At 32.0% G+C, this 24,010-nt stretch carries 25 protein-coding genes; 17 read left to right on the top strand and 8 right to left on the bottom strand.

The window, feature by feature from the left end; translation table 11 throughout:
- Positions 1-23: 23 nt before the first annotated feature.
- Complete coding sequence (locus tag RHP49_03140) at positions 24-1,580, top strand: sulfatase (protein WNH13257.1); 1,557 nt, start codon at positions 24-26, stop codon at positions 1,578-1,580.
- A gap of 203 nt (positions 1,581-1,783) precedes the next feature.
- Here the strand turns inward: RHP49_03140 and RHP49_03145 are convergent, their stop codons facing one another.
- The 4 genes from RHP49_03145 to RHP49_03160 all read right to left on the bottom strand — a co-directional run bounded on the left by RHP49_03145 (position 1,784) and on the right by RHP49_03160 (position 4,227).
- Positions 1,784-2,011: a VF530 family protein gene (locus tag RHP49_03145; GenBank protein WNH13258.1), complete on the bottom strand. Its 228-nt coding sequence runs from the start codon at positions 2,009-2,011 to the stop codon at positions 1,784-1,786.
- A complete protein-coding gene (locus RHP49_03150) occupies positions 1,992-2,216 on the bottom strand; it encodes a DUF6500 family protein (protein ID WNH13259.1) in 225 nt (74 codons plus the stop codon). The genes RHP49_03145 and RHP49_03150 overlap by 20 nt, the downstream gene beginning before the upstream one ends.
- A 5-nt stretch (positions 2,217-2,221) precedes the next feature.
- On the bottom strand, positions 2,222-3,505 hold the full coding sequence (locus RHP49_03155; protein ID WNH13260.1) for a DEAD/DEAH box helicase: 1,284 nt from the start codon (positions 3,503-3,505) through the stop codon (positions 2,222-2,224).
- 140 nt (positions 3,506-3,645) lie between these two features.
- Positions 3,646-4,227, bottom strand: coding sequence for an NUDIX domain-containing protein (locus tag RHP49_03160; GenBank protein WNH13261.1), 582 nt, complete (start codon positions 4,225-4,227; stop codon positions 3,646-3,648).
- Positions 4,228-4,358: 131 nt separating this feature from the next.
- Here RHP49_03160 and pyrE point away from each other — a divergent pair, with 131 nt between their 5' ends.
- A complete protein-coding gene (gene pyrE / locus RHP49_03165; protein WNH13262.1) occupies positions 4,359-5,003 on the top strand; it encodes an orotate phosphoribosyltransferase in 645 nt (214 codons plus the stop codon).
- Between the two features lie 59 nt (positions 5,004-5,062).
- Complete coding sequence (locus tag RHP49_03170; GenBank protein ID WNH13263.1) at positions 5,063-5,458, top strand: SRPBCC family protein; 396 nt, start codon at positions 5,063-5,065, stop codon at positions 5,456-5,458.
- Here RHP49_03170 and RHP49_03175 read toward each other — a convergent pair.
- On the bottom strand, positions 5,455-6,183 hold the full coding sequence (locus RHP49_03175) for a biotin--[acetyl-CoA-carboxylase] ligase (GenBank protein ID WNH13264.1): 729 nt from the start codon (positions 6,181-6,183) through the stop codon (positions 5,455-5,457). The genes RHP49_03170 and RHP49_03175 overlap by 4 nt on opposite strands.
- A gap of 93 nt (positions 6,184-6,276) precedes the next feature.
- On the opposite strand from RHP49_03175, the gene rsfS reads away from it, so the two are divergent.
- From rsfS to RHP49_03215, 8 genes are all read left to right on the top strand, one after another.
- Positions 6,277-6,648: a ribosome silencing factor gene (gene rsfS, locus RHP49_03180; GenBank protein WNH13265.1), complete on the top strand. Its 372-nt coding sequence runs from the start codon at positions 6,277-6,279 to the stop codon at positions 6,646-6,648.
- Between the two features lie 9 nt (positions 6,649-6,657).
- On the top strand, positions 6,658-8,619 hold the full coding sequence (gene ftsH / locus RHP49_03185; GenBank protein WNH13266.1) for an ATP-dependent zinc metalloprotease FtsH: 1,962 nt from the start codon (positions 6,658-6,660) through the stop codon (positions 8,617-8,619).
- Between the two features lie 117 nt (positions 8,620-8,736).
- Positions 8,737-9,345, top strand: coding sequence for an LUD domain-containing protein (locus RHP49_03190; GenBank protein ID WNH13267.1), 609 nt, complete (start codon positions 8,737-8,739; stop codon positions 9,343-9,345).
- Between the two features lies 1 nt (position 9,346).
- Complete coding sequence (locus RHP49_03195; GenBank protein WNH13268.1) at positions 9,347-10,168, top strand: phosphatidate cytidylyltransferase; 822 nt, start codon at positions 9,347-9,349, stop codon at positions 10,166-10,168.
- Complete coding sequence (locus RHP49_03200; GenBank protein ID WNH13269.1) at positions 10,158-10,814, top strand: phosphatidylserine decarboxylase family protein; 657 nt, start codon at positions 10,158-10,160, stop codon at positions 10,812-10,814. The genes RHP49_03195 and RHP49_03200 overlap by 11 nt, the downstream gene beginning before the upstream one ends.
- Positions 10,807-11,073, top strand: a complete 267-nt coding sequence (locus tag RHP49_03205; GenBank protein ID WNH13270.1) for an acyl-CoA-binding protein — start codon at positions 10,807-10,809, stop codon at positions 11,071-11,073. The genes RHP49_03200 and RHP49_03205 overlap by 8 nt, the downstream gene beginning before the upstream one ends.
- Before the next feature lie 227 nt (positions 11,074-11,300).
- Complete coding sequence (locus RHP49_03210; protein WNH13271.1) at positions 11,301-12,689, top strand: pitrilysin family protein; 1,389 nt, start codon at positions 11,301-11,303, stop codon at positions 12,687-12,689.
- Between the two features lie 11 nt (positions 12,690-12,700).
- Positions 12,701-14,092 (top strand): pitrilysin family protein, encoded by a 1,392-nt coding sequence (locus RHP49_03215; GenBank protein WNH13272.1) that lies wholly within the window; start codon positions 12,701-12,703, stop codon positions 14,090-14,092.
- Positions 14,093-14,305: 213 nt separating this feature from the next.
- Here the strand turns inward: RHP49_03215 and RHP49_03220 are convergent, their stop codons facing one another.
- A complete protein-coding gene (locus RHP49_03220) occupies positions 14,306-16,942 on the bottom strand; it encodes a valine--tRNA ligase (GenBank protein ID WNH13273.1) in 2,637 nt (878 codons plus the stop codon).
- 329 nt (positions 16,943-17,271) lie between these two features.
- On the opposite strand from RHP49_03220, the gene RHP49_03225 reads away from it, so the two are divergent.
- Entirely contained in the window at positions 17,272-17,697 is a 426-nt protein-coding gene (locus tag RHP49_03225) for a DUF1573 domain-containing protein (protein WNH13274.1), read from the top strand.
- A 51-nt stretch (positions 17,698-17,748) separates the two neighbouring features.
- Here RHP49_03225 and RHP49_03230 read toward each other — a convergent pair whose 3' ends face one another.
- Positions 17,749-19,083 carry an aspartyl protease family protein gene (locus RHP49_03230; GenBank protein ID WNH13275.1) on the bottom strand — a complete coding sequence of 445 codons (1,335 nt, stop codon included), beginning with the start codon at positions 19,081-19,083 and terminating at the stop codon, positions 17,749-17,751.
- Between the two features lie 121 nt (positions 19,084-19,204).
- Between RHP49_03230 and RHP49_03235 the strand changes: the two genes are divergently transcribed.
- The 4 genes from RHP49_03235 (at position 19,205) to RHP49_03250 (ending at position 22,807) form a co-directional block, all read left to right on the top strand.
- Positions 19,205-20,395 carry a pyridoxal phosphate-dependent aminotransferase gene (locus RHP49_03235; GenBank protein ID WNH13276.1) on the top strand — a complete coding sequence of 397 codons (1,191 nt, stop codon included), beginning with the start codon at positions 19,205-19,207 and terminating at the stop codon, positions 20,393-20,395.
- The gene (murB, locus tag RHP49_03240; GenBank protein ID WNH13277.1) at positions 20,395-21,408 is read left to right on the top strand and encodes a UDP-N-acetylmuramate dehydrogenase; all 1,014 of its coding nucleotides are present in this window, start codon (positions 20,395-20,397) and stop codon (positions 21,406-21,408) included. Before RHP49_03235 ends, murB begins: the two co-directional genes overlap by 1 nt.
- 68 nt (positions 21,409-21,476) lie before the next feature.
- Complete coding sequence (locus RHP49_03245; protein WNH13278.1) at positions 21,477-22,007, top strand: RNA polymerase sigma factor; 531 nt, start codon at positions 21,477-21,479, stop codon at positions 22,005-22,007.
- A gap of 11 nt (positions 22,008-22,018) precedes the next feature.
- Positions 22,019-22,807: an anti-sigma factor gene (locus tag RHP49_03250; GenBank protein ID WNH13279.1), complete on the top strand. Its 789-nt coding sequence runs from the start codon at positions 22,019-22,021 to the stop codon at positions 22,805-22,807.
- A gap of 76 nt (positions 22,808-22,883) precedes the next feature.
- Here the strand turns inward: RHP49_03250 and aqpZ are convergent, their stop codons facing one another.
- A complete protein-coding gene (gene aqpZ, locus RHP49_03255) occupies positions 22,884-23,570 on the bottom strand; it encodes an aquaporin Z (protein WNH13280.1) in 687 nt (228 codons plus the stop codon).
- 231 nt (positions 23,571-23,801) lie between these two features.
- Between aqpZ and RHP49_03260 the strand changes: the two genes are divergently transcribed.
- Complete coding sequence (locus RHP49_03260) at positions 23,802-24,005, top strand: membrane or secreted protein (GenBank protein WNH13281.1); 204 nt, start codon at positions 23,802-23,804, stop codon at positions 24,003-24,005.
- The last annotated feature ends 5 nt before the right edge of the window (positions 24,006-24,010 follow it).

Here is a 24,010-nt window from a genome sequence, read left to right on the forward strand (position 1 = left end):
ATTCTTTTTAAAATACTTTTTTTATGAAAAAAATGAACTTATTCTACAAAATACCAAAAGCTTTATTCAGCATGTGCTTCGCTTTTGCTTATATAGTTATTCTGTCTTTATTTTCAGGTTGTCAATCCAAAATTGAAAAAAAACCAAATATCTTGTTTTGCATTGCTGACGATCAATCTTTTTTACACACTTCTTTTCAAGGTACCAAAATAATAAGAACCCCTAATATTGATAGAGTTGCCTATAATGGGATAGTGTTTCAAAACGCTTATTGTAATGTATCTTCCTGTTCTCCATCTAGGGCATCTATTTTAACCGGGAAAAACATTTGGGAACTTGAGGAGGGAGGGCTGCTTTTCGGAGCCTTACCTAAAAAATTTAATACATTCCCACAGTTATTAAAGCAAAATGGTTATGAGACTGGTTTCACAGGGAAAGGATATGGCCCTGCCAAACTTGAGGAGCCTTTCCAAACTAAACCTATTGCCCAAAGTTATAACAGTATCACCATGGACGCACCCGAAGGTATTTCTAACATAGATTATTCAGGTAATTTTAAAGACTTTCTTTCAAAAAGAGATGAGCAAAAACCTTTCTTTTTTTGGTATGGCGGCCATGAACCTCACCGGGGATACAAACAAGGTATCGGCGCAGAATCAGGTATGGATATTTCAAAGATAGAGGTTCCTGGATTTTTACCAAACAACGAGGTTGTACGTAGCGATATTGCTGATTATTACTATGAAATCGAATGGTTCGACTCCCACCTAGGCCGAATGATCAAAATACTTGAAGAAGCAGGAGAACTCGATAATACAATTATTATCACAACTGCTGATAACGGGATGCCTTTCCCTCGTGCCAAATCAAGCAGCTATGAATATGGTACGCATTTGCCTTTGGCTATTTATTGGGGAAATAAAATTAAAGCCGGTTTAGAAATTGAAGATTTTATTAGTTTTATTGATTTTGCTCCAACTTTGCTTGAAGTAGCTGGAATAGATATACCAGAAGCAATTACCGGAAACAGCTTTCTGGACGTTATGCTTGCCAATAAAAGCGGACAAATTGATTCAACAAGAAATAGAGTATTTACAGCATTTGAACGTCACACCTACTGTCGCCCCGATGGAATGCCATACCCCATCAGAACTATTCAGAAAGGTGATTGGCTCTACATGGTAAATTTTGAACCGAATAGATGGCCTGCTGGTGACCCTGATTTTTTGTCTCCTCATCAAGGTTTCTATGGAGATATCGATGCTGGACCTACCCGCGATTATCTGATTTCAAACAACGATGAACCATCAGTCAAATATTATTTTGATTTATCAATGGCAAAACGTCCGGAAACAGAATTGTATAATATAAAAGATGATCCTTATCAACTAAATAACTTAGCATCAAAACCTGAGTATTCCGATTTAGGTAAAAAAATGCAAATTGAGTTATTTGACTATCTAAAAAAGACTAACGACCCTAGAATGGAAGGATTATCACCTTGGGATAATTATCCTTATTTCTTTACAGGATATGATAAAAGGTACCTAAAACCTATTGGAGAAAGAGATATTGAGTAGTAGTAAAGAAAAAACTGATCATAACATTTTGTATAAGTAATGGCACGGTGTTGCAAATATCAAGGTTTGTTGCCCTGGCAAACTACGTAGCGGTTTACTCGCTTCGCTTCTAGAGGCTTCTTATGGTAGTTAGACAGAAAATTACTGCAAATCCTACCGCTACTCATACAATTTACCGTTAAACGCACCCGTTTTAAAACTAACTACTTCTTATTATTCTCCAGCATCCTTAAATACATAGCTTCCACTTTGGTTCTAGCCCATGGAGTACGTCTTAAAAATTTCAAACTAGATTTTACTGAAGGATTATCTGTAAAACATTTAATCTTTATGTTGTAACCCATATATTCCCAACCGTAATGCACTACCAAATCGTTAATAATTTGCTCTAGTTTTATACCGTGTAACGGATTATTTGGTTGAGATTCCATTCACAAGATTTTTAATTTTTACTGCCTTTTCAAAATGGTCTAGCTTATGAGTTTTAATCCACCAAGTAGCAGCTTCCATAAGTAATTCTGGATTATCATTTTTATTTGCAAAAAAAGCATAAAAAGATAAGCCTACTTGCTCACCTTTTTGTGCTATTTTTTTATCGCAAACTTCAATAATTTTATCTTTTAAAACCTTTTGCATGCTTTTTAATGACGTCTATCGGTATTACGTTTTGGTCGTCTAGAATTAGTCTTCTTGTCTGAACTACTAGTATTAGAACCACGAGAACTATTAGAATTTCTTGTATTTCTATTTTGACGCCCTTGTCCTTGTTTTACAGGTTCTGTTGAAGCATTAGGATCGGGTTCAAACCCTTCCTCTATTTCAACAGGTAGTTTCATTTCAATTAACTTTTCAATATCTCTTAAAAAAGTAGTTTCATCTGCACTTACTAACGATAAAGCTTCACCACTGGCTCCTGCTCGACCTGTTCGACCGATTCTATGCACATAATCCTCAGATATATTCGGCAATTCAAAATTTATAACATGTGGTAATAAAGGAATATCCAATCCACGAGCAGCAATATCGGTTGCTACTAACACTCGAACACTACCATTTTTAAAACCTGCTAATGCTTTTGTTCTTGCTCCCTGACTTTTATTTCCGTGTATAGCCGCTGCTGTAATACCCGATTTACTCATTTTTTCACAAAGCTTATTAGCGCCATGTTTTGTTCGAGTAAATACTAAAACCTGTTTCCAATTACCTTCAGAAATTAATTTAATAATTAATCCTGTTTTTAAACCTTTTGCTACTCTGTATACTTTTTGACTAATAGCATCAACTGTTGTATTTTCTGGAGTTGCTTCAACCTGTACAGGATGATTTAAAATACCATGTGCTAACTTCTTAATATCTTTAGAAAACGTCGCCGAAAACATTAAATTTTGTCGCTTTTCTGGCATCGATTTTATAACACGTTCTATATCGCGTAAAAAACCCATATCTAGCATTCTATCTGCTTCATCTAACACAAAAATCTCAACACGCTTAAGTGATAATAATCCTTGATTTTGTAAATCTAACAAACGCCCTGGAGTAGCTACTAAAACATCAATACCTTGTCGAATAGTTGCTGCTTGTGGCTTTTGGTTAACACCACCAAAAATGACCGCACTTCGTAAATTTAAAAATTCGCTGTATTCTTTAACATTAGCATATACCTGTGCTGCTAATTCGCGTGTTGGCGTTAAAATTAAAGCACGAATGGGTCTGTATTTTTCTTTCGGTGTTTCAGAAAGTATATGTAAAAGTGGCAATGTAAAACCTGCCGTTTTTCCCGTTCCTGTTTGAGCCGATGCTAGAACATCTTTTCCTTCTAAAACAGGAGGAATCGCTTTTTCTTGAATTGGAGATGGTGTTGTGTATCCTTTTTTGCTAATAGCTTTTAGCAAGGCCTCAGATAAGCCTAATGATTTAAATGACATATAAATTGTTTGGTAAAGCCTTTTTAAGGCGAAGGAGATGACAATTTATTAAGTAAACAAACCACCTCTATTTTTATTAAGCTGCAAAGGTACGTTTAATTTTCTCGATGCGTTTTTTATTTTGTTTCAATTAAAGAATATTAAACTAAAAGTTTAATATTAGCATAAGAATTTTCAAGAGCTTCTTTTGCTTGCGCGTCATTAAGCCATTCTACTTTAGTAATCCCTTCTTCTTCTTGAGCATATAAATTGCCCTTAAAGCTGGTTTTCATTTCAAACCAATAAGTTACTTTAATTTTATGTTTCCCGTTACGTTTAAAAATATGATAAGTCGTATTTAATGGTTTTACTATTTCTAACCCAGAAACCCCAGTTTCCTCAGTAACTTCTCGAATTGCCGTTTTTTCAATAGTTTCATTACCTTCGGCTTTTCCTTTAGGTAAATCCCACTTGTCATTTCGGTAAATAAATAAAATTTCATTATTATCATTAAACGCCTTTCCGCCACCAGCAATAACGTTTGGTAATTTCTTTAAAAACTTTTTTAATAGCTTATCTTCATTTTTATGAATAAGTCGAACTTCATCTAACGACGAGTTATTTAGTTCTTTTATAACTTTCCCAATATTAACTGTATCAAGTAAATAATTCTTAAAATTAGTTTCTTGTTCAACTACGGTTGTTAGTACGATAGGCTTATCTCCAACAAAAACTTTATACATAATTTGTATTTAACAATTTCGTTTTGGTAAAAATATCATTTTTAGTGACAAACTAATAAATGTTGAAAAAAATATTTTTTATTAATAATCAACTGTTACATAAAACTAATTTATTGTGTAATTTTGTGACTATGATTTTTAACAAAGAAACTGCCAAAAAAACTGCTGAAGTTTTATTGCAAGTAAATGCTATAAAACTAAGCCCGAAAGAACCATTTACATGGGCTTCTGGATGGAAATCTCCAATTTACTGCGATAACCGCATTATATTATCTTACCCTACAATTCGTAATTACGTTCGCGAAACAATGGCTAAACATATTGAAAAACAATATGGAAAACCAGATGTTATTGCTGGCGTAGCTACTGGAGCCATAGGTATTGGTATGTTGGTAGCAGAATATTTAGGATTACCGTTTATTTATGTTAGACCAGACGCAAAAGGACACGGACGCAAAAATCAAATTGAAGGTTTTATTGAAAGTGGTCAAAATGTTGTGGTTGTAGAGGATCTTATTAGTACTGGAAAAAGTAGTTTAAATGCGGTAAAAGCTCTCAAAGAAGCCAAAATAAATGTAAAAGGTATGGTTGCTATTTTTACCTATGGATTTGATGTAGCTGCCGAAAACTTTAAAAAAGAAGGCGTTACTTTAAACACTTTAAGTAACTATGAAAACTTATTAGAGCAAGCCTTAGATACTAAATATATTTCTGAAAAAGAATTAGTGACTTTATCTGAATGGAATTCTAACCCAAGTGAATGGAACACTATTTGATATAAACATGTGAAGTTGTTTAGACTAAAAAAACTAAACACTAAACAAATTGATAAAAAATGAATTTAGAATCCCCAAAAATAAACGTTAGCAAATCACCTCAAGAAATATTTAATTTTTTAGCTGATATTAAAAATTTCAAATCTTTAATGCCTGAAAACATTAGCAAATTTGAAGTTTTAGATGATAATAAATTTTTATTTGCATTAAAAGGAATGCCAGAAATTATTCTTGAAAAGAAAGACGTTTTACCTCCTAATAAAATTGTTTTTGGAGCTGCTGGCGGAAAAATAGATTTCTCTCTAGTTGGAAACATCATTGAGATTAATGAAACATCTAGCGAAGTTCAATTAGAATTTACTGGAGACTTTAACCCAATGATGTCAATGATGATTAAAGGTCCGATTACTAAATTTATTGAAACACTTGTCTCTAGTATTCCTAAAGCTATTTAATAAAGCAATGTAATTTCTTTAAGATCGAATTTTTTTACAATTTCATCTTCTAATATTACTTGTAGTTTCCCATATTTTGTAACACCTTTTATAAAACCTGAAAATAAAGCACCTTCAGCATCCTTAAATGTTGAGGGTTTATTTTTTCTAAACAAATTAGTTTCATATTCATTTTTCACTAATTCATATTTCCCTTGCTGTAAAAGTGATGAATATTCTTTTGTATAATTAATAACAAGCTGTAAAATTTCATCTAAATTATAATGAACTCCTGTAATCTTTTTTAAGGATGAAGCTTTTGGAAGATTCTTAAAATCAGTTTGGTTTACATTAATTCCAACACCAATAATTGTAGAGTTTAGTTTATTTTTTATGACATTTTCAATTAAAATACCACAAATCTTTTTGTCTGCTGACAAAATGTCGTTAGGCCATTTAATATGCAAATCTGGAATATTTAACGTTTTAAACGTTTTAAGAATAGCTAAAGAAAAAGCCATACTAATATAGAAAGGAAATTCTACATCATACTTATTTAAATCCTTAAACACACTAAACATAAGGTTTTTACCATTTTCAGAACTCCAAACCGTACCCATTTGACCTCTACCCTGCGTTTGCTCATTAGTCATTACAACTGTATAATCGGCAACATCTGCTTCATTAATTAGCTTCCGCAAATAGTTATTAGTAGAATCGATGGCATTAAGTTTGATTATAGGCATAGAGAGGTTATTTAGATACTATAAAATCTTATGATTATTTTAAAGTATAAAGAACTAAAAAAATAATAACTTTGCACAAATTAAATAAAATTAATGGCGAAACAAGAAATAAACGCAGATCAACTTATATCAGTTATAATTAGCGGGATAGAAGATGTTAAAGGTAAAGAAATAAATATTTTAGATTTAAGGGACATTGAAAACACGGTTTGTGATTATTTTATTGTTTGCGAGGGAACTTCAAATACGCAGGTAAACGCCATAGTTAATTCAATACAAAAAAAAGTCAGTAAAGAACTTAAAGACAATCCTTGGCACACAGAAGGATTAGAAAATTCTGAATGGGTATTGATAGACTATGTTAATGTTGTAGTGCACGTTTTTCAAAAACATATTAGAGAATATTATGACATTGAAAGCCTTTGGGGGGATGCAAAAACCACAGTTATAGAAACGAGTTACTAAAAAAGAAACATGGCAAAAGATAAAAAAAATATAAATGACAAAAAACCAAAATTCAGTCCATACTGGATTTATGGTATTTTAATAGCGCTTTTCTTAGGGTTTCAATTATTTAGTAATAATGGCTACGAAGAAGGGAATAAAATTACATCTTCAGACTTTTTTAAATATCTAGAAGAAGGTGATGTAGAAAAAGTTGAAATAATTAACGAAAAAGTTGCCAAAGTTTACTTAACTGATGATGCTGAGGCTAAAGAAACACACAAAAAATCCATACCCAAAACATATTTTCCGTCTGTAAATAAATTACCAAACTATAGTTTTGAATTTGGAGATCTTGCCATTTTTCAAAATAAAATAGACGAAATTAAAAAAACTCAAACTACTGAAACTCAAATAATATTTGGTACAGATAGTGACCCATGGGGCAACCTATTAATGGGCATTTTGCCATTTATTTTACTTATAGGTGTTTGGATTTTTATTATGCGTCGTATGTCTGGTGGTGCTGGCGGAGGTGCTGGCGGACAGATTTTTAACATTGGAAAATCTAAAGCAAAACTTTTTGATCAAAACACAGAGGTTAAAACAACATTTAAAGATGTTGCTGGTTTAGAAGGAGCAAAAGAAGAAGTACAAGAAATAGTAGATTTCTTAAAATTTCCTGAAAAATACACAACCCTTGGTGGAAAAATACCTAAAGGAGCACTACTTGTTGGCCCTCCAGGAACAGGTAAAACCTTATTAGCCAGAGCTGTTGCAGGTGAAGCCAAAGTACCTTTCTTTTCATTATCAGGATCTGATTTTGTTGAAATGTTTGTTGGTGTTGGAGCATCTCGTGTTAGAGATTTATTTAAACAAGCTAAAGAAAAATCACCTTCTATTATTTTTATAGATGAAATTGATGCTATTGGTCGTGCTAGAGGAAAAAATGCGATGTCTGGAAGTAATGATGAGCGTGAAAACACACTAAATCAATTACTAACTGAAATGGATGGTTTTGGTACCAATGCAAACGTTATTGTAATTGCTGCTACAAACAGAGCCGATATTTTAGATAAAGCATTAATGCGTGCAGGTCGTTTTGATAGACAAATTTTTGTTGACTTGCCAGATATTCGTGAGCGTAAAGAAATTTTTGAGGTACATTTAAGACCATTAAAAAAGGCAAAAGACTTAGATACCGATTTTCTTTCAAAACAAACTCCAGGTTTCTCTGGAGCCGATATTGCTAATGTTTGTAACGAAGCCGCTTTAATTGCTGCAAGAAATGGTAAAAAAGCAGTTGACAAACAAGATTTCTTAGATGCTGTTGATAGAATTATTGGAGGATTAGAAAAGAAAAATAAAATTATTACACCAAGCGAGAAAAAAGCGGTGGCTTATCATGAAGCTGGACATGCTACTGTAAGTTGGATGCTAGAACATGCTGCGCCATTAGTAAAAGTAACTATTGTACCACGCGGACGTTCATTAGGTGCTGCATGGTATTTACCAGAAGAACGCTTAATTGTTAGACCAGAGCAAATGCTAGACGAAATGTGTGCTGCCTTAGGTGGTCGTGCTGCAGAGAAAGTTATATTTAATAAAATTTCTACTGGTGCTTTAAGCGATTTAGAAAAAGTTACTAAACAAGCTAGAGCAATGGTTACCATTTACGGTCTTAGCGATAAAATTGGTAATATAACATATTATGATTCTGGACAAAATGAATATGGTTTCACAAAACCTTATAGCGAACAAACAGCAGAATTAATTGATAGTGAAATTTCTACTATTATAGAAGAGCAATACCAAAGAGCAATTAAACTTCTTGAAGAAAATAAAGATAAATTAACGCAACTTGCAGAAGTTCTTCTTGAAAAAGAAGTCATTTTTAAAGATAACCTTGAAAAAATATTTGGAGAGCGATTATTCAAAAAAGAATTAGCATACAATAAAGTAGCAGAAAAAAACGCTGAAGAAGAAGAATAAAATATTTAGATATTTTATTAAGCTTTAAGTAAAAATCTTAAATTAACGGCATCGTTAATTTAAGATTTTTTATATTTGATAAATTCCTAGAGAATTCCGTTAATAGCAGGTAACTAAATGAGTCTTTTTAGAAAAATATTTGGTTCCAAATCTGATCGATTTGAAAAAGAACTAAAATCAGATAATAGAGGCAAATATATGCCCGAAATAAAACTACCAATAGATGAAAGGTTTACCATAAACTTTAAATCTAATGGTGGTAAGTTCTTGTATTGCGAAAATTTAAACGAAATATTTCAAAATTTAGAAAACATCATTGAAGAAAATAATTGGGAAGATAAAAAAGCATTGTTATTAGATAATAATCTTGAAAATAAATTTAAAAAAACCAGTTTAAAAGCAACTAAAAAAATAAGCGATGCTACTTTTTTCTTAACTACCTGCGAAAATTTAATTGCTAATGATGGGTCATTACTTATCTCTTCTAAACAAATATTTGAAAAAAAACTCCAAGAACTTCCAGTAAATTTTATTGTATTTGCAACAACTAGCCAAATTACCGAAACTATTGGTGAAGGTCTGCGAAGTATAAAATCTAATAACCGAGAAAAAATACCAACAAATATCACTACCATTAAACACTTTAAATCTGGTGATGATAAAGATTTCTTAAGTTATGGTAGCAGCGCTAAAAACTTATACCTATTACTTTTAGAAGACTTATAAGATGAAAGAAATTCTTATACGATCCCTTTCTGGTTTGCTTTATGTTACATTATTAATTCTAGGCTTACAAAACAAGTACGCATTAGTTGTAATCTTTTTTGTTTTCGGACTAATAAGCATCAACGAATTTCAAAAATTAATTCATCTAAAAAGTTTTATCCCAAACATTATTTTTATAGTCCTTTTTGCTGTTTTTGGGTATTGGCAATTAATTTTAAAAACAAATAAGGGTTTAGATGAAATTACTCAAATACTTATGGTATTTAGCATATTTGTAGAATTATTTTTAATTAAAGACTTGTTTTCAGAAAAAAGAACACCTCTTTTTAGTTCTAAACGTTTTGTGCTTACAACCTTCTATTTATCAACAGCATTTGTGTTTTTAATTCTGATAGGAAACTATTATGAATCCTACAATCCTAACATCTTATTAGGTGCATTTATCCTAGTTTGGGTTAACGATTCCTTTGCATATTTAGTTGGTAAAAATTTTGGCAAGCAAAAACTTTTTGAAAAAATATCACCAAAAAAAACTGTGGAAGGATTTCTTGGAGGCTTACTTTTTTCTTGTATTGCAAGCTATTTTATTGCTACCTTCACGCAGACTTTAAATTTCACAAATTGGCTTATACTTAGCATTATTATTAGTGTGTTTGGAACCTTAGGAGATTTAATAGAATCAAAATTTAAAAGACAAGCTCAAGTTAAAGACAGTGGCGTTATAATGCCAGGTCATGGTGGTTTGTTAGACCGATTAGATAGTATTATTTTTGCAGCACCATTTATATATTTATTTTTAAGAATTTTACCCTATGTTTCATAAAGAAGGACATAAAATTATATTTGCAACATTTGTATTCGTAGTTGCTTCGTTTTTACTAGTAGATAATTTTATCTCCACTGAATGGTTGCAAACGCTTATAATGATTACTTTATTAGTATTCTTAATACTTATACTCCAATTTTTTAGAAACCCTAAACGGCATACTGTTTTAAACGACAAACAGGTAGTTTCTCCAGTAGATGGTAAAGTTGTAGTTATTGAAGAAGTATTTGAAAAGGAATATTTTAAAGAAAAACGCTTGCAAGTTAGCGTGTTTATGTCTCCAATAAATGTTCATGTTACACGTTACCCAATTGGCGGACATGTTATATTTAGCAAATACCATCCAGGAAAATATTTAGTAGCATGGCATCCTAAAGCTAGTGAAGAAAACGAACGTACCACAGTGGTTGTAGAAAACGAAACTTACGGTAAAGTCCTTTACAGACAAATAGCAGGTGCTTTAGCAAAACGTATTGTAAATTATGCAAAACAAAACGATAAAGCCATACAAGGAACCGATTCTGGTTTTATTAAATTTGGATCTAGAGTGGATTTGTTTTTACCTTTAGACACCAAAATTAAAGTAACACTTAACCAAAAAGTTAGAGGTGGAGAAAGTATTATTGCAGAAGTTCATGAGTAGAGAAGAACTAGATATAGAATTCAAAGAGGCGGTAAAGCGCGTTAATGCGCATACCGAACCATTTCCTGCTGACACCTTATTAAAGCTTTATGCTTACTACAAAAAAGCTACTAACGATTATGGAAGACCTAAAAGCAAAGAACCCATAATTAATGCTTTTAAAACAAATGCCTTATTTCAAGCTAAAAACGTTAGCGAAGATGAAGCTAAACAAAACTATATAGATATAGTAAACAATTACTTTTTGTATAGAGAATAATAAGAACTCAAACTCGGTTCAAAAAATTGTTGTTACTAAATAGCAATAATAGAATCTATCATTTTTCTACTTCTTCTTAATACACTTTTAGTCATTTACCCATTTGACTTTGTCAGAAATTTTAGCTAACTTCGTTTAACATTAGATATTAAACGATTTCATATCAAGTCGTTGTGCTTCATTATGACCGAAAGAATAATTTTTATATCACTAAAGCTTACATTATTATGAAAATCAAAATTCAGGTATTTCTATTGGGATTACTGTTTCTACTCAGTTGTTCAAAGATAGCTAAGGAAAATGAATCTGGTTCTTTTAAAGTTCCAGTGGACTATTATACGCTTGAGAATGGCCTTAAGGTAATTCTATCACAAGATAAAACGGCCCCCACCATTGTGATTGCAGTATATTATAACATAGGGTTTAGGATAGAGCCGAAAGACAGAACGGGTTTCGCTCATTTATTCGAACATATGATGTTTCAGGGGTCCCGGAATCTCGGAAAAATGGAGTTTGTAAAACTCATCCAACAAAATGGAGGTGTCCTCAACGGCTCAACCAGATTTGATTTCACGAATTACTTTGAAATTGTACCCTCTCATAAACTTGAAACGATACTATGGGCTGAAGCGGATCGAATGAAGGGGTTAGCTATTACACAGGACAACCTTGCCAATCAGCAAGGAGTCGTGAAGAACGAAGTAAAAGTAAATGTTCTTAATAAACCTTACGGTGGTTTCCCCTGGTTGGACATGCCTCAGTATGCCAACGAAAACTGGTATAATGCCCACAATTTTTATGGTGATTTAGAAGATTTGGATTCTGCTAATTTGGAAGATGTTCAAAGTTTCTTTTCTACTTACTATTCTCCCAACAACGCGGCATTATCAATTGTCGGTGATTTTGAAACTGAAGAGGCAAAAGAATGGATCAATAAATATTTTGGAGGGATACCTAGTGTAGATCTTCCCAAACGACCCGATATATCCGAACCTCGTCAAGAGATTGAGAAGAAGTTTACTAAAGATGACTCTCTTGCTACAAAACCAGCAACGGCTGTAGCCTACAAGATGCCAGAGAGAAATACGCCTGAGTATTATGCAATGGGGTTATTGGATCAGATACTAGTACAAGGAAATAACAGCCTTTTGACCCAAAAGCTAGTTAAAGAGAACGGTTACACCTCTAATGTTAACGGAGGGATTAACTATCTGGGTAACATGTTTAATTATAATGGACCAATGGTATGGATGTTTAATTGTACTTACGACGCTACAACTTCGGAGGACTCTCTAATATACTCAATTGATCAGGTACTTGCTGAAGTTGAAAAAGGAGTCAATCAGGAAATGATAGATAATGCAATCGTTAAAATTAGATCTGAACTATATGATGATTTAGGTAATTACTTTGGTATGGGACGAGCGGATTTACTTTGTAGTTTTGCTCTTTTTGATAACGACCCAGCACGGATTAACCAAATCGAAAAAGAGTTCAAACAAATAACTCCAAAAATAATGAATAAAACGGTAAAAGAATTTTTGAGAAAATCAAATCGAACTATCCTAACAGTAAATCCTTTAGGTAGCTCACAAGTTTCTTCAACCAAACTATAAAAATAATACTCATGAAAAATACTATAGTAATATTTGTAATTTGTCTGGCAATAATCAGTATTAGCTTTGGTCAAGAAAAGGAGACACCCCCATCAGGTTCTGAACCAAAAAATTTCTTATTACCACAAAGAGAAGAGCTCCAACTTGAAAATGGAGTGAAATTAGTAATGATACCGTATGGTGGTATTCCAAAGGCATCCGTTCGAATTACAGTTAGTACAGGTAATATTCACGAAGAAATAGATAAGATTTGGATGTCAAATTTAGTAAGTAATTTGATGCAAGAGGGAAGTATATCTATGAGCGCCAAAGATATTGCAGACAAAATGGCAAATATGGGTGGCGACCTAAATATATTTGTAACCCCTCATAATACGAATATACAATCCTCTGTTTTGTACGAATTCGTGCCGGATGCAATCGCTTTAATGGTTGATGTGCTTATCAATCCTGCGTTTCCAGAATCTGAAATGGTTAGATTGAAAAATGACATGAAACGTAATTTAAGTGTTGAATTGACAAAACCCGGTTCATTGGCGACTCAGGAATTTTTCAAGCAATTATATCCAAATCATCCGTATGGAAGATATTTTCCCACTGAAGAAATGATAGACAGCTATACCTTAGATGATGTTAAAGAATTCTACGGCAAAAATTTTGGTGGAAAATGTACAACTATTTATATCGCAGGAAAATTTGATATTGAAAAGGCAAAGAAAGCGGCTGTAGGTGCGCTTACTAATTGGAAAGAGGGGCTGGAATCCGAGTATAGTATTGGAGAACCCGTAACGCAAGGTGAAATAACTTTAATAGATAGACCTGGAGCCCCACAATCGACTCTGCTCGTCGGGCTTCCTGTGGCAGATCCGTCCAATCCTGATTACATCGCAGTTGACGTGATGAATTCTCTTTTGGGAGGCTCATTTGGTTCTAGAATAACTAGTAATATTCGTGAAGATAAAGGTTATACTTATTCACCGAGAAGTCGAGTTTCTGCAAAATATAAATCGTCCATTTGGTATGAACAAGCCGATGTAACCACAGAATTTACCGGTCCATCTTTGCAGGAGATTTCAAAGGAGATAGAACGTCTTCGAAATGAGGCTCCTTCCGAAAAAGAACTTGATGGTATCAAAAATTATGAAGCTGGATTATTTGTATTACGTAACTCAATACCGAATGGTATTATTGAACAGTTAGTATTTTTAGATGTTCATGACCTTGAAGATGATTATTTGGTGAACAGAGTAAAAGAAATTTACTCGCTTACTCCCAAGGATATTCAAAACATGGCAAAAAAATACCTGCGATCCAAGGATATGACACTTGTCATTGTTGGAGATAAAGTAAAAATTCAAAATCAAATTGATGAATACGAAAAATTGCTCGATACTTTAAAATAGTACATTATAACAGAGAACGAAAGCACAACAAATGTATAAAGCAAATAGGGCATTCAGTGGAATTCGATAGTGTAGTGGTCATCTGAAAAAGCGCCAAGCTAAAATTTTGATATTTAGATAAAAATAAAGATAAAAATCTTAGCTTGGCTAATTGCAAGACGAAAATACAGAGGTATTGGCGCCCTACTTGCTTTATACCTACGTTAAACGAAACTACCCTAAACTAGCTAAACTAGTTTTCAAAGTTTCAATCTTGGCTAAAGCATCTGCTTCTTTTTTCTTTTCAGAAGCAACTACTTGCTCAGGAGCTCCAGCCACGAAACGTTCGTTAGATAATTTTTTTTGTACCGATTTTAAAAAACCTTCAGTATAGTTTAACTCTTCCGTTAATTTTATAATTTCAGCCTCCACATCAATAGCGCCAACCATAGGAATAAAATACTCGTTAGATTTTACTCTAAAAGTTAAAGCGCCTTCAATAGCTTCCGAAGTATCTTCTATACTTTCAAGGTTTCCTAATTTAGCAATAACACCATTGAAAGTGGTATTCGTTTTTTCATTGTTTATTAACGAAAAACCAATAGCATCTTTAAACGCAATATTCTTTTGTTTACGAATGTTTCTAATGCCTGAAATAACTTCCGAAGCAAATTCAAATTCAGTAATCAAGGTTTCATTTATAGCTTTAGCTTCTGGCCATTTGGCAACAATTAATGCTTCATCTGGTGTTCTTTCAGAAATATATTGCCAGATATCTTCAGATAAAAAGGGCATAAACGGATGTAACACTTTAAGATTATTCTCGAAAGCTTCAATTACCGATTTATACGTTATAGTATCAATTGGTTTTTGATATGCTGGCTTAATAATTTCTAATAACCATGATGAAAAATCGTCCATGATTAACTTGTAAATAGCCATTAAAGCATCACTCAATCTATATTTACTAAAATGATCTTCAATGTCTACTAAGGCTTTTTGGAACTTAGCTTCATACCATTCTAAACCTACTTTTGAAGTTTCTGGTTGTGGGATAGTGTCATCAATTTCCCATCCTTGAATCAATCTAAAAGCATTCCAGATTTTATTTCCAAAACCTTTTCCTTGTTGGCAAAGCGCCTCATCAAACATTAAATCGTTTCCAGCAGCAGAACTTAATAATAAACCAACACGAACGCCATCGGCACTATATTCTTCAATAAGTTTTAATGCATCAGGAGAGTTTCCTAAACTTTTACTCATTTTGCGACGTTGCTTATCGCGAACCAAACCTGTTAAATACACGTTATTAAACGGTTTTTCATCTTTATATTCGTAACCTGCAATAATCATACGGGCTACCCAAAAGAAAAGAATATCTGGTCCTGTAACCAAATCGTTTGTTGGATAGTAATATTTTATGTCTTCGTTTTCCGGATTACGAATACCATCAAACACACTCATTGGCCATAACCATGATGAAAACCAAGTATCTAGAGCATCAGTATCCTGACGTAAGCTATTGGCTGTTAACTCTTGGTTGTTAGCCGCCACTCTTGCTTTTATTACAGCATCTTCAATATTTTCTGCAACAACAAAATCTTCTTTTCCATCGCCATAGAAGTATGCAGGAATTTGTTGTCCCCAAAGGAGTTGACGCGAAATATTCCAATCACGAATATTTTCCATCCAATGGCGATAGGTATTTTCAAACTTCTTTGGAAATAATTTAATTTCGGCATCTTCGCCTAAAACCGCTTTAATAGCAGGCTTAACTAACTCTTCCATTTTTAAAAACCACTGATCGCTTAAACGTGGCTCAATAACAGCTTTAGTTCTTTCAGAAGTTCCAACTTTATTAATATGTGTTTCAGTTTTAACTAAAACACCTGTTTCTTCTAATTCTTTAGCGACTTCTTTTCTTGCCACAAAACGATCTTGACCTTCGTAATGCATTCCGAAGCTATTTAAACTAGCATCTTCATTAAAAATATCAACAACTTCTAAACCGTGCTTATCACCTAAACTCTTATCATTTTCATCATGTGCAGGCGTAACTTTTAAACAACCTGTACCAAACTCAACATCAACATATTCATCTTCAATAATAGGAATCACGCGATTACAAATTGGCACAATGGCTTTTTTTCCACGTAAGTGTTCAAAACGCTCATCGTTAGGATTGATACAAATAGCAGTATCACCAAAAATGGTTTCAGGACGCGTAGTTGCAATCGTTAGAGTATCATCACTACCTTCAATCTTATAATTTAAATAATATAGTAAACCTTGCTTTTCTTCGTAAATCACTTCTTCATCAGACAAGGTTGTTTTAGCCTCTGGATCCCAGTTTACCATACGGTAACCACGATAAATCAACCCCTTGTTATGTAAATCTACAAATACCTTAATAACAGCTTCAGACATATCGTCGTCCATAGTAAATTTGGTTCTATCCCAATCACATGAACATCCTAGCTTTTTTAATTGCTCTAAAATTACACCACCATAATCGTGTGTCCAGTCCCAAGCGTGTTTCAAAAACTCATCGCGCGTTAAATCGTTTTTATCAATACCCTGCTCTTTTAACTTAGCAACAACTTTAGCTTCTGTAGCAATAGATGCATGATCTGTACCTGGTACCCAACACGCATTTTTTCCTTGCAAACGCGCACGACGAATTAATACATCTTGAATCGTATTATTAAGCATATGCCCCATATGCAACACTCCTGTTACATTTGGTGGTGGTATAACAATAGTATATGGCTCTCTTTCATCTGGTGTGGAATGAAAATAATTATGTTTCATCCAGTAGTTATACCATTTACTTTCTACCTGATTTGCATCATACTTTGATGGAATTTGCATGCTTTGGAATAGTTTTTGAATATTGATGTGCAAAAGTACTTATATTTCTTTTGTTGTGAAATGAGCATTACTAAAAATTTTGTTTTTAATAAACATTATAATTTGAAATTTTAACAATTAAATGAAGAAGATAAACAAAAATTACGCATACTTTTAACCGACTTGAATATGCTAAGAAACATGCATTACGTCTAAAATTTTTGCGTGTTGTAGAAAAAGTAAGTATGTTTGATATGAATTAGCATATAAAAAACTTAATATTTAATAGCTAAAAACATTAAATATTATACATTGAAAAATTAGAAAACGAAACAATAAATTATAAAAATATGAAACATTTAATTACAATTTTATTTATTGGCTTAATAAGCTTTTCTCTTAATGCGCAGGAGAAAGTCGCCAAAATTGAATTTAAATCTGATACTATTGATTACGGAACTATAGAAAAAGGCTCTGATGGCAAACGTGTTTTTGAATTTACGAACACAGGTAAAGCACCTTTAATTATATCTAAAGTTACATCTAGCTGTGGTTGCACGATTCCTAAGTGGTCTAAAGAACCCATATTACCAGGCAAAACTGGAGAAATTCAAGTTAAATATGACACTAATAGAGTAAACCCTATAAGAAAGACTATTACAGTAATAAGCAATGCAGATACCCCTACGGTAGCATTAAAAATTAAAGGTTTAGTCGTTGATTCTACTAGTACAAGTATTATAGAAAAGAAGAATAAAAGTATTGTTCAACAATAAAACATTTACTAAATAATTATAAAAAGGTCTAAACATGAGTTTAGACCTTTTTTAGTTAAACACATCTTCTAATTGAAATTTAAAAGTTAAAAAAACGCCATTTCTATCTACTTTTAACTTTATGGTTTTACCTGCTTCTGCATAAAAAAAATGCATTAATTGTTGTAATGAATAATTAAAAGCTTGTTTCTCGTTAACACTTAATATAATATCACCAATTTTCAAACCTGCTTTTTGTGCTGGCGAATTATTTCTTAACTCTACAATAGTATAGGCTGGTTTTAAAGAAATTTTATATTGAGTATCAATAACAATTTTTGTGCTATTTGAAGGTTCAGCACTATTTGTCATACTCGAATTTATTTTATTATCTATTTCTTTTACTAACCTTACGCCATCATGAGCTAACTCTATACCGCTTTTATTATAACTAAACTTATTTTTGAAATTGCTGTTTTTTTTAAATGTTATAGTAGATTTTTTATAATCAATTATTAGATTAAATCGTTTTAATATATCGCCAGACAAACTTCCATTACGACTTTTTACTTTTCTTGCATGCAAAGTATAACTTGAATCTGGATAAGCTACATTTACATTTTTCAATTCGAAACTTTTCAAATAAAAAGATTCTATTTTTGAGCGCTTGCCATAAACACTCCCACTTAAACCATGTCCTAAAAAATCATGAAAATATTTATCACGAGATTTAATTCCTAAAGAATTATCTTCAAACAACCATAACGCGTCACTACCACCAGAATCTATTAATAATTTAATGGGAATTTTATTATTATCAACTTTAATTCTCGCATTTATATAAGGCTTATTTCTATAAAATTCTAAATTAAGTTTCTCACACTTTTTACACGTCTTGTACTTATATTTTTCAGGATTTACAATCCTTATAAAACTTTTAGAATAATTTATTTCTACCACAAAATCTTTAAATAAATCGTAACCAATAATACCGTGTATTGGAATACCTAATCTAGGAGCAAAACTCAAATTTGAATCATTTATAGCATATAAATCCTGATTTAATTTTATGGCATCTCCTATTTTGAAAACATTATCCTTAGATTTTAATGCTTCTACAGTATCTCCTTCTCCCAAACCTCTTATAAATATTTTCTCTGTATTGTATAATCTTAAAGTATCTGACACATTCAAAAAATTAAAAATCAGAGGCTTTGTAACACCCGTATCTAACAAAAAAGACAAAGAAACCCCATTAATTTCTACGGGAACAACGATTAAATTATTAATTAGTTTGAAACTAATTTTATCGGATTGTTTTTTATTTTGAATTATAAATTTACCTTGTGAAAAACTCAGATTATTCAAACAAAAAACCAAACACATGAAAGTGAAAAAATTTTTCATTTTTTAATATTCAATTTATATACTATCAATTTACGAATCTTTAGAGTAGTCTTCTCATTTATAAGTGTTTTTTAAAAAAACTTTAAGATAATTTTTTAATATTTGCATTTAAATTAAACGCATGCCAACTATATCAAAAAAAGGGCACTTAATGCCTGAATCTCCTATACGAAAACTAGTACCTTATGCAGAACAAGCTGTAAAAGAGGGCAAGTCTATTTATCATTTAAATATTGGACAACCCGATATTAAAACCCCTGAAATTGCTTTAGAAGCCGTAAAAAATAATGATGTAGAAATACTTTCATATTCAAGATCTCAAGGGTCTGAAACCTACAGAATAAAGCTTACTGCTTACTACAAAAAACACAACATTAATGTTTCTCATGAAGATATCATTGTTACTGTAGGTGCTAGTGAAGCCCTTTTGTTTTTATTTAGTAGCATTATAGATCCAGGTGACGAAGTTATTATCTCTGAACCTTTTTATGCTAATTATATAGCATTTTCAACAGCTACAGGAGTTAATGTAGTTCCTGCAATATGTAATATTGATGATAATTTTGCATTACCATCTATTGAAACATTTGAAAAATTGATTACACCAAAAACCAGAGCTATACTAATTTGTAACCCTGGAAACCCAACAGGGTATTTATATTCTGAAGAAGAGATTAAGCAACTAGGTGCTATTGCGAAAAAGCATGACTTATTTTTAATTGCAGATGAAGTATACCGTGAATTCGTTTATGATGGTAACAAACATTTTTCTGTAATGGAATTAGAAGATTTAGAAGAACATACCATTATAATAGATTCTGTTTCTAAACGTTACAGCATGTGTGGTGCAAGAATTGGATGTCTTGTATCAAAAAACAAAATTGTTATGCAAACCGTTTTAAAGTATGCTCAAGCACGTTTAAGTCCGCCTACATATGCTCAAATTGCTAGTGAAGCTGCATTAGACACCCCTCAAAGTTATTTTGATGATGTAATAATTGAATATGTTGAAAGACGTGACACTTTAATTACAGAATTACAAAAAATTGAAGGTATAAAAATTGCTAAACCAAAAGGTGCATTTTATTGCATGGTAGAATTACCAATAAAAAATTCTGATAATTTTGCACAATGGCTTTTAGAGGACTTTGATGTTGATGGTGAAACTGTTATGGTTGCTCCTGCTGGTGGATTTTATTCAACACCTGGCATTGGTTTAAACCAAATACGCATTGCTTACGTACTTAACAAAGAAAGCTTAATTAAAGCCGTAAACATTTTAAAAGAAGCCCTTAAAGTTTATAAAGACTAGTGCACATAAAACAAAACATATCATTAAAACCATATAACACCTTTGGTATTGATGCTACAGCAGATTATTTTGTTTCAGTTTCTAGTATAGATCATTTAAAAAAAGTTTTAACCCTTAAAGACTATCCTAACAAACTTATTTTAGGTGGAGGTAGCAATATGCTACTAACCAAAAATCAAGAAGCTTTGGTTATTCACCTAAATATAAAAGGCATTTCTATTGTTTCTGAAAATGAAGATTTCGTCATAATTAAAGCCAATGCAGGCGAAAATTGGCATGATTTTATTTTATGGTGTTTAAAGTATGATTTTGGTGGACTTGAAAATATGTCTTTAATTCCTGGAAACGTAGGAACAGCTCCAATTCAAAATATTGGTGCTTATGGCGTAGAGTTAAAAGACCATTTTGTTTCATGTGAAGCCTTATCATTAAAAACTGGCAAAATAGAATCTTTTAATAACGCTGATTGTAATTTTGGCTATAGAAATTCAATCTTTAAACAAGAAGCCAAAGGGCAATATATTATAACTAGTGTCACCTTTAAGCTTACAAAACGCCATCACAAATTAAATATTAATTATGGAGCTATTGCTTCTCAACTTGAAGTTACAGGAATAAAAACACCTACAATTCAAGATGTTTCAAAAGCAGTAATAGCCATACGAGAAAGTAAACTACCCAACCCTAAAGACATTGGCAATAGTGGAAGTTTCTTTAAAAATCCAGTAATTTCAAAATCACAATTTAATATTTTAGCTAAAAATTTTAAAGACATACCTAGTTACCCAATTTCTGATAACGAAGTAAAAGTTCCTGCAGGTTGGCTTATTGAAAAAGCAGGATTTAAAGGCAAGCGTTTTGGAGACTATGGCGTGCATAATAAACAAGCTTTAGTCCTTGTAAACTATGGGCATGCCAAAGGTGAAGATATTTTAAATCTTTCAAAATTAATACAAAAAACTGTTAAACGTCTATTTAATATATCTATTGAAGCCGAAGTAAATATCTTATAATCAAAAAGAAATTTCTAACTTTGATATAACTAGTGTCACAATTAAACATATACTAAACCAATATTACCTTGATTTCAGCTATAGAAAAAGAAATAGTTTATTTATTAGAACGTGGTGATAAAAAAGCCATAACACTATTGTATGAAAACTACGCCGACTCATTATTTGGTGTTATAAAAAAAATAATAACGGACGATGAGATTGCACAAGATGTTCTTCAAGAAAGTTTTGTAAAAATATGGCGCTATGCTAAAAAATATGATGCTAGTAAAGCAAAACTATTTACCTGGCTTTATAGGATTGCATACAATACTGCAATAGACAAAACAAGGTCTTTAAAAAACAAAAGCGGTAAAGAAATCCAAATAGAAACTTCAAACGTATATAAAATAACATCGAACGCTTTAAACGAAGATGTTTTAGACATAAAAAAACATTTAGGTAGCCTAGATGAAAAATATCAAATAGTAATTAATGCACTCTTTTTTGAGGGTATGACACAACAGGAAGCCAGTGATGAATTAGATATTCCATTGGGAACCATAAAATCGAGATTAAAAATTGGATTACGTGAATTAAAAAAAATTTATAATCCTTAACAAATAACGTCATGAATGAGAAAATATATAATTTTTTAAATTCTGGCCTATTAGAAAAATATCTACTAGGTGAAACTACTTCTGCCGAAACAGAAATGGTTGAGTCTTATATTTCAAAATACCCAGAAGTACAGAATTCATACAACACATTACAATACAACTTAGAAATAGTTGCAAAGAGTAATGCTGTTGAAGCTCCTAAAAGCATTTTAAATAATATTTTAGATGAACTTGATGAGTCGCCAGTTTTAAATTTAAACACATCATATAAATATAAAAAATGGTATAAATTTGCTGTAGCTGCAAGTGTAGCTGCCTTAATTTTTGCTGGCACTGCTTACTCATTTTATACACAAAATCAAAAACTATCTACTGAAAACCAAGTGGTTGTAGATGAAATTTTTGATTTAAGAAGTGACATTGAAATGAATAACAAAAAGTTAGACAACATTATGCAACAATTTAAAGAGCTTAATGACCCTAACACGTACAAGTATATTATGCAAGGTAATAATCGTGCAAAAAACTTAAAAACGGTTGCCTATATAAATCCTAAAGAAAAAACATCTATGATTGATGTGGTTTCTTTACCGCAACTACCCGAAGAACAATGTTACCAAATTTGGGCAGAGTTACAAGGTAAAATGGTTAGTTTAGGTATTTTAAGTGAAACAGATAGACAGCTAAAAGCAATCCCTTATACCGAAAACGCATTAGCTTTAAATATTACAATAGAACCTAAAGGAGGAAATTCTACTGCCTCACTAGACCATACTGTAGCTGAAATAGATTTACAATAGAAAAACAAAAGATACAAACTCAAAAAAGCCTCATTTTAGTAAAATGAGGCTTTTTTATGTTATAATTACACTTGTTTTATTCTTTATCAAATAAAGTTTTATGAATAAACCCTGCTACAATAGCACCAGCTATAGGCGCCAACCAAAATAACCAAAGCTGTGAAATAAATTCTACACCTGCAAACAAAGCTTGACTTGTAGAACGTGCTGGATTAACAGAGGTATTAGTTATAGGAATACTAATTAAATGAATCAAAGTTAAACCTAAACCAATAGCTATAGGAGCAAATCCTTTAGGAGCTCTTGCATTTGTACTACCTAATATAATTAATAGGAAAAACATGGTTAATAAAAATTCAGCAATTAGTGCTGCTGTTACAGAATAGCCATCTGGTGACAATTCACCATAACCATTAGCCGCAAAACCACCAATAGTGGTAAAATCAGCTTTATTAGACACTATTAAATACAAAGCTCCAGCAGCTGTTACAGCTCCTATTAACTGAGCAACAATATAACCCAATAAATCTTTAGCTTCAAACTTACCTCCTGCCCAAAGTCCTAAAGATACTGCTGGATTAAAATGACCTCCAGAAATATGACCCACAGCAAAAGCCATAGTTAAAACAGTTAGACCAAAAGCCAAAGCCACCCCAACAAATCCAATACCTAACTCAGGATAACCTGCTGCAAAAACAGCACTACCACAGCCTCCAAAAACAAGCCAAAAGGTTCCGAAAAATTCTGCAAATAATTTTTTCATAAAATAAATAATTTAATTAGTTAGAACATTAATTTACAAATAATTACCAAAAAGATACATAAAAAAAACAATAGGCCACGTAAATTTCTACCATCTATACTAATTTGCCTTTTAACTAAAAGCATTATCTTTGTTTAAAATTTAAACATCCAAGACTAAAAACTTAGTCACACAGAAGAATGACAATATGGATGTTACTTGTGACACTTAAAAAGCACTAATTATAAACATATGAAACTTCTTTTAATTACAATCGTTTTATTAGCTATAGGAATTGCAGGTATTGCTATCAAAATTTGGGCAAAAAAAGACGGCAAATTTGCAGGTACTTGCGCTAGCCAAAACCCTATGCTAAACAAAGATGGAGAAGCTTGTGGTTTTTGCGGAAAAACACCAGATCAATTTAGTGATTGTAATGAACCTCAACACTCATAATTTTT

The sequence above is a fragment of the Flavobacteriaceae bacterium HL-DH10 genome (genome assembly GCA_031826515.1).
Taxonomy (GTDB): domain Bacteria; phylum Bacteroidota; class Bacteroidia; order Flavobacteriales; family Flavobacteriaceae; genus Thalassobellus; species Thalassobellus suaedae.